Annotated in this window: 13 protein-coding genes; 3 read left to right on the forward strand and 10 right to left on the reverse strand. The window is 50.9% G+C overall.

Features of this window, described 5'->3' with window-relative positions; all coding sequences use genetic code 11:
• Nucleotides 1-66: 66 nt before the first annotated feature.
• The 7 genes from Q9291_RS08100 to Q9291_RS08130 all read right to left on the reverse strand — a co-directional run bounded on the left by Q9291_RS08100 (nucleotide 67) and on the right by Q9291_RS08130 (nucleotide 4,831).
• Nucleotides 67-309 (reverse strand): hypothetical protein, encoded by a 243-nt coding sequence (locus Q9291_RS08100; protein WP_306389535.1) that lies wholly within the window; start codon nucleotides 307-309, stop codon nucleotides 67-69.
• A gap of 1 nt (nucleotide 310) precedes the next feature.
• Complete coding sequence (locus Q9291_RS08105) at nucleotides 311-484, reverse strand: hypothetical protein (RefSeq protein ID WP_306389536.1); 174 nt, start codon at nucleotides 482-484, stop codon at nucleotides 311-313.
• Nucleotides 481-1,191, reverse strand: coding sequence for a HamA C-terminal domain-containing protein (locus Q9291_RS08110; RefSeq protein WP_306389537.1), 711 nt, complete (start codon nucleotides 1,189-1,191; stop codon nucleotides 481-483). Before Q9291_RS08110 ends, Q9291_RS08105 begins: the two co-directional genes overlap by 4 nt.
• Nucleotides 1,166-1,444: a HigA family addiction module antitoxin gene (locus Q9291_RS08115; RefSeq protein ID WP_306389538.1), complete on the reverse strand. Its 279-nt coding sequence runs from the start codon at nucleotides 1,442-1,444 to the stop codon at nucleotides 1,166-1,168. Before Q9291_RS08115 ends, Q9291_RS08110 begins: the two co-directional genes overlap by 26 nt.
• An 11-nt stretch (nucleotides 1,445-1,455) precedes the next feature.
• Nucleotides 1,456-1,734, reverse strand: coding sequence for a type II toxin-antitoxin system RelE/ParE family toxin (locus Q9291_RS08120; protein WP_306389539.1), 279 nt, complete (start codon nucleotides 1,732-1,734; stop codon nucleotides 1,456-1,458).
• Nucleotides 1,735-1,786: 52 nt separating this feature from the next.
• A complete protein-coding gene (locus Q9291_RS08125; RefSeq protein WP_306389540.1) occupies nucleotides 1,787-2,482 on the reverse strand; it encodes a TSCPD domain-containing protein in 696 nt (231 codons plus the stop codon).
• A 183-nt stretch (nucleotides 2,483-2,665) separates the two neighbouring features.
• Nucleotides 2,666-4,831, reverse strand: a complete 2,166-nt coding sequence (locus Q9291_RS08130; RefSeq protein WP_306389541.1) for an adenosylcobalamin-dependent ribonucleoside-diphosphate reductase — start codon at nucleotides 4,829-4,831, stop codon at nucleotides 2,666-2,668.
• A gap of 380 nt (nucleotides 4,832-5,211) precedes the next feature.
• On the opposite strand from Q9291_RS08130, the gene waaA reads away from it, so the two are divergent.
• Complete coding sequence (waaA, locus tag Q9291_RS08135) at nucleotides 5,212-6,477, forward strand: lipid IV(A) 3-deoxy-D-manno-octulosonic acid transferase (RefSeq protein WP_306389542.1); 1,266 nt, start codon at nucleotides 5,212-5,214, stop codon at nucleotides 6,475-6,477.
• Between the two features lie 1,137 nt (nucleotides 6,478-7,614).
• On the opposite strand, the gene Q9291_RS08140 is transcribed toward waaA, so the two are convergent.
• The 3 genes from Q9291_RS08140 to Q9291_RS08150 all read right to left on the reverse strand — a co-directional run bounded on the left by Q9291_RS08140 (nucleotide 7,615) and on the right by Q9291_RS08150 (nucleotide 13,070).
• Nucleotides 7,615-8,280 (reverse strand): plasmid pRiA4b ORF-3 family protein, encoded by a 666-nt coding sequence (locus Q9291_RS08140; RefSeq protein ID WP_306389543.1) that lies wholly within the window; start codon nucleotides 8,278-8,280, stop codon nucleotides 7,615-7,617.
• 215 nt (nucleotides 8,281-8,495) lie between these two features.
• Complete coding sequence (metH, locus tag Q9291_RS08145; protein ID WP_306389544.1) at nucleotides 8,496-12,302, reverse strand: methionine synthase; 3,807 nt, start codon at nucleotides 12,300-12,302, stop codon at nucleotides 8,496-8,498.
• A gap of 81 nt (nucleotides 12,303-12,383) precedes the next feature.
• Complete coding sequence (locus Q9291_RS08150; protein WP_306389545.1) at nucleotides 12,384-13,070, reverse strand: DUF2490 domain-containing protein; 687 nt, start codon at nucleotides 13,068-13,070, stop codon at nucleotides 12,384-12,386.
• A gap of 55 nt (nucleotides 13,071-13,125) precedes the next feature.
• Between Q9291_RS08150 and Q9291_RS08155 the strand changes: the two genes are divergently transcribed.
• Both Q9291_RS08155 and Q9291_RS08160 read left to right on the forward strand, forming a co-directional pair.
• A complete protein-coding gene (locus Q9291_RS08155) occupies nucleotides 13,126-13,512 on the forward strand; it encodes a CidA/LrgA family protein (RefSeq protein WP_306389546.1) in 387 nt (128 codons plus the stop codon).
• Complete coding sequence (locus Q9291_RS08160; RefSeq protein ID WP_306389547.1) at nucleotides 13,505-14,245, forward strand: LrgB family protein; 741 nt, start codon at nucleotides 13,505-13,507, stop codon at nucleotides 14,243-14,245. Before Q9291_RS08155 ends, Q9291_RS08160 begins: the two co-directional genes overlap by 8 nt.
• Nucleotides 14,246-14,414: the final 169 nt, after the last annotated feature.

The raw sequence follows: 14,414 nt of genomic DNA on the forward strand, positions 1-14,414 counted from the left end.
CGTGGGTTCTTCGGGTACGTTTCATTGCTTTCTTTCTCTGCTTTCTGCCGCCTATCGGCTGCAAGGTTAAGCAAGAATATCACTTAAAACACTGTCCAGTTTTCCGGGTCCACCTCTAACTACATTTTCTCCATCAAGTAATTTCCAATAAACTTCTGCTTGCACTCCATGAAAGAAGACATCTAATTTTCTAATTTCACTAAGCGGCCTTCTAATCTCTAACGCCAATTGGTCTTTTTCAGAAAGCAAATTATTTCCATCTACATAGGGGAATAATCCTGCGTCTGACAATAATGAATTAAGTATCAACTCATATTTTGAAATATGAACTGCGATGCTCTAAGGCTCGGATTAAAAACTCAACCCCTTCTGAGAACTCTTCAGGGAGTGATAGCTTTTCTGCTATGCCTTTAAGAATTTCAAAACCTTCATTCTCAATACACTCTAAATTTGATAATTTTTCCTTAAGGCTTAAATCTTTCAAAGCGATAGTCCTTTAAGTTTCTTATCGAACTCGTTTACCAATAGTTCTTTTGTGTTCATTGGCAATAGAATAAGCAAAATTTTCACGTCAGCTTTTAATTTTAAAGTTTGAAATTTCTCATAGTATTTCCTGAATTCAGCTTCAATTTCTTCGCAATATTCTTTTGAAAACTCTTGATACTTAGCCAGAGTTGCAGAGTTATATGTTAGTAAAACCGGTATATATAATTCAGGAAAGATTTCATCCAGCGACCTATTTGCGTGAAGTAATTTATCTACATGTTCTCTAAGAGGGTCGGTCTTTTCTACCTTATGGCAGATTGCAGTAAACTCTTGCCGAAGGTAATTATTCTCAAGGTGAACACCCAACTCACCAATTACATCGGATATTGCGTCAGTTCCGCTTTTGTAAAATTTGACTTCACCCAACCATAATTGCATTGTTCCTTCATTCATTACGACGTGAACAGCATCAAACCCTTTCACAGTGTCGTTAGCAGAATCTTTGAAGAATATTTTGCTAATTAGAGGTTCAGTTTCAAACTCTTGGCGAATAATTGCATGCAACAGAATTTCGCCTAGCTCGCCCCGTTTTTGATACTTTTCAGATGTATAGACTGACTTTGCAGCTTCGCGAAGCGCCTTGCGCGGAGTCAATGGGGTCAGTCTCGATTGATTTCCATCAAGCGGCCAACCTTTTAATATCAAATTTGACTTTCTGCTGCGTTTGCCACAAATCGTATTTGGCTTGCATGGTAAGCCATAACTCAGATGAAGTGCCTAGCCAAAGAGATAGCCTAATCGCCATCTCTGCACTGATGTTGCTATTGGCATTGAGTATTTTGGATAAGCTGACGCGCGAAATTTTTAAGGCTTTTGCAGCCTCTGTCACGCTCATGGTCTCGGGGATCCATTCACGTAACACGTGCCCGGGATGTGGGGGGTTGTGCATTTGGCTCATGTGGACCTCTGTTAGTGATAGTCTTGGTAATCGACCAATTCAACATCTTCATCAATAAATCTGAAAGTCAGCCGCCAATTACCGTTTACCCAAATGGCAAAATGGCCAGCTAAATCGTCTTTCAGCTCGTGTAAGCGCCACGCAGGTACATTTACATCGTCTTTTGATCTTGCACTATCAAGCAACGCTAACTGCAGCCTGAGTTTTTCGGCGTGATGTGGTTGTATGCCTGCTTTGCTACCTGATTCAAAAAATGACTTTAGGCCTTTATGCTTAAAGCTTTTAATCATGAGCGCTTAACCTGACAGAAGTGTAAACCGTTAGTTAACAGTTTACAAGCCATTAACCGCACTTACTATCACCACAATTCAAGCAAGTCATACATCCATCCATGAGGATGCTTGCTTTGGTATTACACTTTTTGCAAAGCTGCGCGCCTTTTGGGAAGCCTTCGTCATTTGTTTCTTCACCTGACTTGGCGTGTTTTTCCAGGTATTCGGCTTTTTTCTCTTCCACCAGTTTTTGCTGGTGTTCGTCTAAGCCTGGTTTTTTCAGCATGCCGATTTCTTGCAGGTGAGTTTCTACTACTTCACCGATTTCGGCCACCAGGCTAGGCACGAACTTGCCGCCTTTTTTGAAGTAGCCGCCGCTAGGCTCAAATACGCTTTTCAGTTCTTCTACCAAAAAGGTGACATCGCCACCTTTACGGAACACGGCGGACATGACGCGGGTGAGTGCGACGATCCACTGGAAGTGCTCCATGTTTTTGGAGTTGATGAATATCTCAAACGGGCGGCGGTGCTCTTGTGGCGTGCCTTCGTTCATAATGACGTCGTTGATGGTGATGTAGAGCGCGTGCTCGGTCACCGGCGTTTTGATTTTGTAGGTGTTGCCCACCAGCATATCCGGGCGGCCCAATGGCTCACCCATTTGTATCACGTTGCTGGCCGGTGCCTGCGCTGCTGCCTCGGCTGCTTTTTTGTCTTCGTCTGTCACCAGTTTGTAGGCGGTGATTTTTTTATCGATTTTAATTGCCATGTTGTTCTCCTCAGTTGGAGTGCTTCAATATTGTGTATTCATTTATCCAAAGTTTTAGATGGTTGCCGTCGCGAGCGAGGCCAGTGCCAGGCGAAAAGCGGTTTTAAACCGGAGTGTACAAATAGTACATGAGGATTTAAAACTGCTTTTCAACGCCGCAAAGGCGAGCGCAGCAGGCAAACACTAAAACTTTCCGTAGTAGCCTTCCTTGAAGGCATCAAACAGATTTGCCGCACTATGGATTTCTCCGTCGTACTCAATCTCTTCATTCCCTTTGGCTTCGATCTCGGTGCCATCTTCCAGCGTGAACTTGTATGTAGTGCTTTCGAGGTCTTTCTCGGTCACCAGCACACCCTGGAACGCTTCCGGGTTAAACCTAAAGGTCGTACAACCTTTCAGGCCTTTGTCGTACGCGTAGAGATAGATGTTTTTAAAGTCTTCAAAGTCGTAATCAGTTGGCACGTTGATGGTTTTGGAGATGGAGCTATCGATCCATTTTTGTGCAGCGGCCTGAATATCGACGTGCGCTTTGGCCATGATGGTGGATGAATCGAGGAAGTAATCCGGCAGTTTTTCTTCTTCTGAAGTGCCAAACGGCATGGCTTTCGGGTTGATCAGTTCGCGGTAGGCCAGCAGCTCGTAGCTGAACACATCGACTTTCTCTTTGGACTTTTTACCTTCACGGATGACGTTACGTGCATAGTGGTGGGCAAAGCTGGGCTCAATACCGTTGCTGGCGTTGTTGGCCAGGCTTAAGCTGATCGTGCCGGTAGGTGCGATGGAGCTGTGGTGGGTAAAGCGCACGCCTTTGCTGGCAATCTGGTTGCGCAGGCCTTCAGGGAACTGTTGCATATAGCGACTATATTTACCCAGCAACACTTTACCGGCCAGTTTTTGGCCAACCTTGATGCCATCCGCCGCCATTTCAGGGCGTACACGCAGCATGTCGGCGGTCACTTCAAATTTCTCATCCATGATCGGTGCAGGGCCTTTTTCTTCGGCCAGTTGCACGCCGACTTCCCAGCCGACTTCGGCCATAACGCGTGTTACTTCTTCAGTGAACTTGATGGAATCTTCATCACCATATTTCATTTTCAGCATGGTGAGGGTTGAACCCAACCCTAAATAACCCATGCCGTGACGGCGTTTGCGGGCGATTTCCTGGCGTTGTTGTTCCAGCGGCAGGCCGTTGATTTCCACCACGTTATCCAGCATGCGGGTAAACACGGCAACTACTTTATGGTATTCGTCCCAGTCAAAATGCGCGTTGTCAGTGAATGGCTCACGCACAAACTTGGTCAGGTTGACCGAACCGAGCAGGCAAGCCCCGTAAGGTGGCAATGGCTGCTCGCCACAAGGGTTGGTGGCACGGATGTTTTCGCAGAACCAGTTATTGTTCATCTCGTTGACGCGGTCGATCAGGATAAAGCCTGGCTCGGCGAAGTCGTAAGTGGAGGACATGATCACATCCCACAGACGGCGGGCCTTGATGATTTTATACACGCGGCAAGCCACTTTACCGGCTTCCGGGCCCTCCAGTTTGGTCAGGTATTTGCCTTTGATCGGCCACTCGCGCCATACCACCTGGCTGTCGTCGTTGATGTTGAGGCCGTCGATAATGGCTTCTTTTTCGGTGACAGGGAAAGCCAGTTTCCACTCGGCATCGGCTTTCACCGCTTCCATAAACTCTTTGGTAATCAGGCAGCTCAGGTTGAACTGGCGCAAACGGCCATTTTCACGCTTGGCCTTGATAAAGTCAGTCACGTCGGGATGCGAAATATCAAAGGTCGCCATTTGCGCACCGCGACGGCCACCGGCAGAAGACACGGTGAAACACATTTTGTCGTAGATATCCATAAACGACAGCGGGCCAGAAGTGTAAGCACCCGCTCCGGCAACAAACGCGCCTTTTGGGCGCAGCGTGGAAAACTCGTAACCAATGCCGCAACCGGCCTTGAGGGTCAGGCCTGCTTCGTGCACTTTAGCCAGAATATTGTCCATGCTGTCTTCCACCACGCCAGACACAGTGCAGTTAATGGTGGAGGTGGCAGGCTTATGCTCTTGCGCACCGGCGTTGGAAGTAATACGGCCTGCAGGGATAGCACCCCGGCGCAAAGCCCACAGGAATTTTTCGTGCCATTCGGCTTTTTTGGCTTCGGTGGTTTCTACATCAGCCAAAGCACGGGCCACGCGAGCATAAGAATCGTCCATATCCAAGTCAACATGCTCGCCAGATTTGGTTTTCAGGCGATATTTTTTATCCCAGATATCCAACGAGACCGGTTGCACCGGAATATCCACGGCGACGCCCTCTGAATGGACTTTCTTTTGTTCAACTGCTTTCAGCATCAATTTCTCCCACACCTTGGTGATTCTGTTTTATTTGGAAAAACTAAAACCAGCATGCAAGCATGTCGTTTTTACAGGGCTGGTCAAGTTTTGGAACGGGTTGGTGGGTGCATGTGGCATAGGGGTTTTTGCTGCAAAAAGCAGAAATATCCATTTGGGGTTGCCGCACCGATCAAACACAACATATTGTGTTGACCTCGATAATTTATGCCTTTATGTTGTGTGCGTCAACCACTTTTTTCGGGTATTTTTTTGTGCCTGCATCTTGCATTTTTGTCAGCATATACAGGACGTGGCCTGACGTAGTGGTGAGTCATCACTCACCTTGCAACACACATATTTGCATCAAAGCCACAACACAAATATGCGAGAATATCGGCATGCCGCGTTTGCTCTATACCTTACTTATGTTTTTGGTGGCTTTACTGCTGCCCCTCAAGCTGCTTTGGCGCAGCCTGAAACAGCCAGACTATCGCCAGCACTGGGCGGAGCGTTATGGCTTTTATAAATCCATCTCGTCTGCGCCGGTGATCTGGATTCATTGCGTATCCGTCGGTGAAACCCGTGCCACGCAACCCCTGATACAGGCGCTGCTCACCGCTTATCCGCAACACACCCTATTAATCACCCATGGCACACCCACCGGCCGCGACACCAGCAGCCAGCTATTTGCCGGTGAAATTGCCGAACAGCGCCTGGTGCAAGCCTATTTACCGGTAGATACGCCGGGCGCCGCCAAGCGCTTTTTGGAGCATTTCAAGCCGGCCATCGGCTTGTTAATGGAAACCGAGCTATGGTTCCACTTAATCGATCAGGCCAGTAAACGGCAGATCCCGATGGCCCTGCTCAGCGCGCGCCTGTCTGAAAAATCGGCACGTGGCTATGCCAAACTGGGCCAGCTTACGCGTACCGGCCTGCAACAACTGGCGCTGGTCGCCGCACAAACCGAGGCCGATGCCCAGCGCCTGCAAGCCCTGGGCGCAGAAAGAATAGTGGTGTGTGGCAACCTGAAGTTTGACGTGACGCCGCCCGCTGACAGTGCAGAAAAAGGCCAACAACTGCGCCAGCTACTGGGTACACAGCGCCCCGTATGCATGGCGGCCAGCACGCGTGAAGGTGAAGAGCCTATGATTCTGGATGCCATGCAAGGGACAGAAGTACTGACCTTGCTTGTGCCGCGCCATCCGCAACGCTTTGCCGAAGTTGAAGCCCTGCTGAAAGCACGCGGCGTACGTTATGTATTGCGTACGGAATTAGCACAGCCCTTGCATGCCGATATGCAGGTGGTGCTGGGCAACAGCATGGGCGAGATGTATACCTATTATGCTGCAAGCGACTTTGCCGTGATGGGCGGCAGTTTGCAGCCACTGGGCGGGCAAAACCTGATTGAAGCAGCTGCGATGGGCGTGCCCACCATCCTGGGGCCGCATATGTTTAATTTTGCGCAGGTGACACAAGCGGCAGTAGCCGCCGATGCGGCGGTGCAATTAAGTGATGTCACTGAGCTGAGTGGCATGATTGCCGCGTTGGCGGCGGATAAAGCGAAAGTGCACAAGATGTCGCAAGCGGCGAAGGGGTTTACCTTGCAGCATAGAGGGGCCACACAGAGGTTGATGGCAGTGATTGGGCCGTTATTAAAAAAGTAGTTTGCTCAAATGGAAAGATCTTCGCATTTACGGTGCACCTGCGTTCGCCTCTAGGCGAGTGACTTTCTGTTGCTTGCCCCACAGAAAGTCACCAAAGAAGAGGGCACCCAGCCATCACGGCCTTCGGCTCCCTTGCGTTGCTCGGTAAAGTGGGCTGCCATCAAAACTCGCCCTGGCGGCTTGCACAAACCGCAAGCCACTGCGGAACTCAAACAGTTGATGGCAGAAAACTCCCACTTCACCTGCGCTACTCAGCGTGATGGGATGGGATTTTTCTCGCCAAACTCACACCGTTGCAGTTAGGATGGTTGAAAAACACCAATTCTTTTTTCAATCTACTGAGCTTCGCGCTCATCTGGTGTTCGGGGTCCCCATCTGCCGCGCCGACCGAGTAGCACAGGCAAAATAAGATCGAGCGAGCGGCTGTCCGAATCCCGCAGTGGCCTGCGTCTTTTGCAGGCCGCTAGGATGACAACTAACGTAGTGTTGCGGCGTAGGCTAACTCGTCTAGCGATGTTAAGCGTAGTGGCCGTAGCCAATTTCGCGAGCGCTTGGCTATAAGTCCGGCAAAGCAACGGACGAAAGTCCGAGGCCGAGCAACGCAGGAAAAAAGCGGAAGCTGGGGCGCCCTTTCTTTTGGTTACTTTATCTTTGGGCAAGCAAAGAAAAGTCACTCGCCGAGAGGCGAAAAAGACCATTACATACAACAGGAAATATTCCGCGTGGGCATACATGCCCACCCTACATCACTACAAACCATTTTGGTTTTCACGGTAATCGAGCGGGACGCAATGCAAATAATCTCACCAGATGAAAAGCGTGTGGTTTTATGGGCCCCTATTTGCCGCGCCGAGTAGCGCAGTCTGCGTGGGAATTTTCGGTCATTGCCTGTTTGAGTTCCGCGACAAGCCACGAAGTGTGTGGCTTGTTAGGGCGAGTTGCAATGGACGCCCACGCTGACGAGCAACGGAGGGAACAAACGGAAGCTAGGGTGCCCTTTCTTTTGGTTACTTTATCTTTGGGCAAGCAAAGAAAAGTGACTCGCCGAGGGGCGAAATAAAAGGCGTCGTATACTCACAAATGTAAAACGAATCCACCAAAGTCTAGACCAAAACAGATTGTTAGATTTTAATGGCACTAGCCACTAAAGGCATTAGCCCAGCGAAGCTCCGGGTCATCAAATACAATTGTCGCGGGGTCGAACTTATTTGCTACAAAAGGATAGTAATTTTTTGCATGATTTTTGAGCCAGAGATTCAATTCTTTTTGCTCAGCGGCCTTACCATTTTGTAATGTCTCAAGCATCTGCTCAAACCCTGGAATACCTCCACAATCTTCAGGTGGGCACGCACGTTCACCATCCAAACATACAGGGTAATTAATCAAACCATCTGCGGGAAGAATGGCTTCAAGTACTAGCTGGTGCTCCCATCCATCACCAAAATCATACGAATACATGGCTGTATCCCCTGTTTTTGGAAAATAATCGGCAATACGCGCTTCCCAGCCAGGAATCAGTTCGTTGTCACCAAACTCCTTGTCTGGTATCCCAAACCTTAGAATCTCTTTGCTAGCCTGATGGAGCAATCTAAATTCGTGTAAATGGTAGTCGAGCCACCCCATTGCATCCTGGATCGCAACATGCAAATCCCAAAAGTTATAATTTTCAGGCACTTGAATACGTCGCCAGATTTCGGGCAATGTATCTAAAAGCACGAGTCTGAATTGATAGATATTGCTGCTCATCATTACCTCTAAGATATTTCTGATTGAAATCATACTTGATTTAAATACAGCAGACATTACGTTGAGTATTGCGACATCCCTATGTTAATCATTCTGCATGTGCTGATGGCAAAGGAGGCTGTAACCCATAACAAACAACCAGCTATCATCCGCGGGCATGCATGCCACCCTACCGCAACCACCTACCAACGATCATAAGCAACCAATTGCCTGCATAAACCATCAAAAAAAGGGCGTACAGACAGTACACCCTTTTGATTGACTCAAGCGTTTTACCCTAAGTTCGGCGCTAGCCATCTCTCCAGATACGCTTTTTCCAACCCGCGCCGCACTGCCATATCCTCCAGCTGATCAGTGCCAATTTTATCGACACTGAAGTATTTCGCCTCCGGGTGCGCCAGGTAGAACCCACTCACCGCCGCCGCCGGGATCATGGCAAAGCTGTCCGTCAGTTGCATGTCAATTTCTGTTGCCTGTAATACCCTGAACATATCGGCTTTGACCGTATGGTCCGGGCAGGCCGGATAGCCAGGTGCCGGACGGATACCCTGATACTGCTCTTTGATCAGGGCCTCTTTATCCAGCGCTTCATTCGCAGCATAGCCCCACAAATCTTGCCGCACACGTTCGTGCATGTATTCGGCAAACGCCTCTGCCAGCCGATCCGCCAGTGACTTGAACATGATGGCATTGTAGTCATCGTGATTTTTTTCAAATTCGGCCAGGCGTTTTTCCATCCCCAAACCGGCAGTCACCGCAAACAGGCCAATATAGTCATCTATGGTTTCGTTTCTGGATGGCCCTTTGGGCGCAATAAAGTCTGCCAGGCACTGGTTGGGTCGGGCCACACCGTCGATGACCGGTTTTTGTGTTTGCTGGCGCATGCCGTACCAGGTCAGGGCGACCTGACTGCGGGTGTCGTCGGTGTAAATTTCGATGTCATCACCATTCACCTGATTGGCCGGCAGCAAAGCAATCACGCCATTGGCGGATAGCCAGCGTCCATCGATGATGCGCTTGAGCATGGTTTGCGCTTCGCCAAATACTTTGGTGGCGGCTTCGCCAACGACTTCATCTTTTAAAATCGCGGGATAAAATCCGGCCAGGTCCCAGGTCTGGAAGAACGGGCTCCAATCGATGTATTGGGCAATCAGGCTTAAGTCGATATTTTTGAACACACGGCGACCAGTAAACTTGGGCTTCACTGGCGCAGCTGCGCCGGTAAACGCCAGCTTGGCGGCATTGGCCCGCGCTTCAGCCAGCGGCAGCATGGGCACGCCTTTTTTGTTGGCATGCTGATGACGCGCTTTTTCGTAATCGGCCTGAATCTCGGCTAAATAAGCCCCTCGCGTTTCTGGGGTTAGCAGGTTTTGCATCACGCTCACCGAACGCGAAGCATCGGGCACGTAGATGACCGGACCGGTATAATTGGGCGCAATTTTCACCGCGGTGTGCGCACGTGAGGTGGTCGCACCACCGATGAGCAGAGGTGTTTGCAACTCGACAAAATGCGGATCGCGCTGCATTTCCTTGGCAATATAGGCCATTTCTTCGAGTGAAGGCGTAATCAGGCCGCTGAGGCCGATAATATCGGCGTTTTCAGCTTTGGCCATGGCCAGAATTTCAGCCGCGGGCACCATCACGCCCATGTTCACCACTTCAAAATTGTTGCACTGCAATACCACCGAAACAATATTCTTGCCGATATCGTGCACATCACCTTTGACCGTGGCGATGACGACCTTGCCTTTGGGCTTGGCGACCATGCCGGTGCGCTTTTCTTCGAGGGCTTTTTCTTCTTCGATAAACGGAATCAGGTGCGCGACGGCGGACTTCATGACACGGGCGGACTTGACCACTTGCGGCAGGAACATCTTGCCCTGACCGAACAGGTCACCGACCACGTTCATGCCGTCCATCAGCGGGCCTTCAATCACGTGAATCGGGCGGCCGCCATTATTCATGATGTCCTGACGCACTTCTTCGGTATCGGCCACGATAAAGTCAGTAATGCCATGCACCAGCGCATACTCCAGACGCTTGCTGGCAGACACTGGCTGCTCAGGCGTACCGCGCCAGGCCAGCGTGGCTTCGGCTTTTTTGCCACCGGCGACCAGCGTACCCGCGATCTCGATCATGCGCTCGGTTGCAGCCAGCGGATTGTCCGGATCCACCACGCGATTGAGCACCACATCTTCGACACGCTCACGTAACTCAGGCTCAATATCGTCATAGACACCGACCATACCGGCGTTAACGATGCCCATGGTCATGCCCGCCCGAATGGCGTGGTAGAGGAACACGGTATGAATCGCTTCACGCGCAGGCTCGTTGCCACGGAAGCTGAAGCTGACGTTGGACACGCCGCCGGAAATACGGGCATACGGCAGGTTCTGTTTGATCCAGCGCGTCGCTTCGATAAAGTCGACCGCGTAGTTGTTATGTTCTTCGATGCCGGTGGCGATGGCGAAAATATTCGGGTCAAAGATGATGTCTTCTGGCGGAAAGCCAGTGCGCACTAACAAGTCATAGGCGCGTTTGCAAATTTCGGTTTTGCGGGCAAAGGTATCGGCCTGGCCTTTTTCATCAAAGGCCATGACGATGACCGAAGCGCCATAGCGACGGCACAATGTGGCCTGGCGCAAAAACTCGGCTTCGCCTTCTTTCATTGAAATCGAGTTAACGATGGCCTTGCCTTGCACACACTTGAGACCCGCTTCAATCACGCTCCACTTGGAGGAGTCGATCATGATGGGCACGCGCGCAATGTCAGGCTCGGAAGCGACCAGATTGAGGAAATGCGTCATCGCCTTGACTGCATCCAGCATGCCTTCATCCATGTTGATATCAATCACCTGCGCGCCATTTTCGACCTGCTGGCGCGCAACACTCAGGGCTTCTTCATACTGCTCGTTGATGATCATGCGCGCAAACGCCTTGGAGCCGGTGACATTGGTACGCTCACCGACGTTGACGAACAGCGATTGTGCATCGATGACAAACGGTTCAAGCCCTGACAGTTTGGTGGTCACCGGCAGTGTGGGCACCTGGCGCGGCGGCAAATCTTTAATGGCGTTGTAAATGGCGTTGATATGTGGCGGTGTGGTGCCACAGCAGCCGCCGGCAATATTGACAAAACCACTCTGGGCAAACTCTTTGACCAGGCTGGAGGTGATATCCGGCGTTTCGTCAAAACCAGTATCCGACATTGGGTTAGGCAACCCGGCGTTGGGGTAGATACAGACAAAGGTATCGGCGACCTTGCTCAGTTCTTCGGCATAGGGCCGCATCAACGTCGCACCCAGTGCGCAGTTGAGCCCAACCGTCAGCGGTCTGGCATGGCGTACCGAATGCCAGAAAGCAGTCACGGTCTGGCCGGACAGGATACGGCCGGACGCGTCAGTCACCGTACCGGAAATCATGATCGGCCAAGTCTTGCCTTGCTCTTCAAAGAACGTATCGATGGCAAACAGCGCCGCTTTGCAGTTGAGCGTATCAAAAATGGTTTCCACCATCAGAATGTCCGCACCGCCTTCGACCAGGCCACGGATCTGCTCGAGGTAAGAAACCACTAGCTGGTCAAAACTGACGTTACGGGCGGCCGGGTCGTTCACATCGGGAGAAATCGAAGCAGTTTTGGGCGTGGGGCCCAAGGCGCCCGCCACAAAACGCGGTTTGTCCGGTGTGCTGTATTTGACGCAAGCAGCCTTGGCCAGCTTGGCCGCCTGCACGTTCATTTCATACACCAGCTGCGCCATGTGGTAATCATCCTGCGCCACACTGGTCGCACCAAAGGTATTGGTTTCGATAATATCAGCACCCGCGGCCAGGTATTGCTCGTGGATTTCCTGAATCACCTGTGGCTGGGTCAGCGTCAGCAACTCATTATTGCCTTTGACAAACAGCTCGCGCTCACCCGCTGGCCCCTGAAAATCCTTGAAGCGCTCGCCACGATAATCGGCTTCAGTCAGCTTGTAGCGCTGGATCATGGTCCCCATCGCGCCATCCAGAATCAGGATGCGTTTGGAGAGCGCCTCACGGAGCCATTGTTCAGTCACGGAAACCGGCAGTGGTGTCATGCGTATCAACTTGAAAACAAAAGCGATATTCTAGCATAAGCCAATACAGGCTTAGCGGGGCTTGCCTCTGTGCTGACAGGTCTAGAAGTTGAACCGCAACGTTGTGGAGAGCACATGATTTTCGCGGTCTGTGGTGCGACTATTAACGAACTGGTTCAAATAGCCGGCATCCATATTGGAAACAGCATTGAATTTCCAGTTGACACCCAGAAACAGGCGATTCTGATCCAAACCGCGACGGACGCCCCACTCGGTCTGGCTGAGGTTGACAAACACTTCATCAAACACCACCAGCGATAAGCTGGGATGAAGACTCAGAGGTGTCGTCGCTCTGAACATCTGCCGCAGGCGATGGCCAACATCCTGAAAGTCCTCCCGCCGTCGCTGCTCAAACCGGGTGCGGCTGGTGAGCGTGACATCGACCACATCATCAAACTGATGCTGAAACTGTTCCCACAACCGGTTCTCACGAAACGCTGACTTGCCATCGGGATGACTGATAATCGTGTCATAGCCGAGCCAGACGCTGGTATTGGTATTCAGCTTGTAAAACACTGACGGCCTGAGAATCAGTTGATCAAAATGCTGCCCCTCCTCGCGCCAACGCGGTTGTGTATCCATGCTCCAGTAAATATTTTCCGCGGGCAACTTGCCTTGGGTATAAATGCTAAACCAATAGCGTCCATCCTCCTCAGTCTCGGCACAGGCGAGCGTTACTCCGCCCAAATTCAGGGATAAAAACAGGTAGGCGAATCGAAAAAATGTCATTAACATGGTGCCTGAAACATTCATAACAAAGCAAAAATACAGTACGGGTGGATGCATGATATCAGGTTTGGTTCAACTGTTTTTGTGGCAAGGGCTGGGGGAACTGCTCAGTAAATTCTTTTTACCCAGCATTCCCGGCCCGGTGCTGGGCTTGCTGCTGCTGGTGGCGTTTTTATGTGTCAAAGGCCAGGTAAATACCGACCTGGCCGAGGTTGCAGATGCATTTCGTCAGCATCTGGGCCTGCTGTTTGTGCCCGCTTCAGTCGGCGTGGTACTGTTTTTGCCAGACCTGAAAACCCATGCGCTGGCGGTTTCTACGGCGCTCATCGTGAGCGTGATTCTGACGATCGGCGTCACCGCGATTGTGCTGAAAGTGTTCTGGTATTTTTCACTCAAACGCAGCAAAGGCACAGCCATGAGTAAAGGCCATCGCCATGAATAAACGGCTGCCGATTTCCGAAGTGTGGGTCTATCTTTCGGGTGATCCGCTGTTTGCCTTGATTATCACCCTGGCCACCTACCAGTTTGGCTATCTGCTGTATGTGCGCGCCAAGCGTCACCCGCTGGTCAATCCGGTGGCCATCTCGGTGATTCTGACCTGTGTGATTATTGACCTGCTCGAGATGCCCTACGAAAAGTATTTTGAAGGCGCACAGTTCGTGCATTTTCTGCTGGGGACGGCGACGGTGGCACTGGCGATACCGATTTACAATGGTTTTAAACGCATGCAGGGCAAAATCCTGCATATCTGGGTAGCGCTGACAGCGGGCAGCACCGTCTCCATTGTCAGTGCAGTGGTGATCGCCAAACTGATGGGCGCGGGCGACAACATTGTCGGCAGCATGTATGCCAAATCAGTGACCGCGCCGATTGCGATGGGCATTGCCGAACGGCTGAACGTTTCACCCACGCTCACCGTGGTGTTTACCGTGATCACCGGCATGCTGGGCGCGATTTTGGCGCCTTACATCATGAACGCGCTGAAAATTCACCAATGGTGGATACGCGGCACCGCGATTGGCGTCGGCGCCCATGGCCTGGGTATTACACGGGCGTTTAGCGTGAACGAAGAAGCCGGGATTTATGCCAGCATGGCGATGGGGTTGAATGGGGTGATCAGTGCGATTGGTTTGCCGATTGTGCTGACCTATTTGAGGCCGTATCTGGGGTTTTAGGTAAGTTAAAAAGGCAAACAACAAGGCACGCTAGTATTTTTCCGCATCGGTCACTCGTGATGGCGACTCATTAGCGCACAGATTTTTTTCGCCTCTCGGCAAGTTACTTTCTGTTACTTGCGCCATTCCTATCTGCACCTGAAGTCCTAAACGCGCGTAAACCATTTTT

The organism is Methylophilus aquaticus, from assembly GCF_030769565.1.
GTDB lineage: Bacteria > Pseudomonadota > Gammaproteobacteria > Burkholderiales > Methylophilaceae > Methylophilus > Methylophilus aquaticus.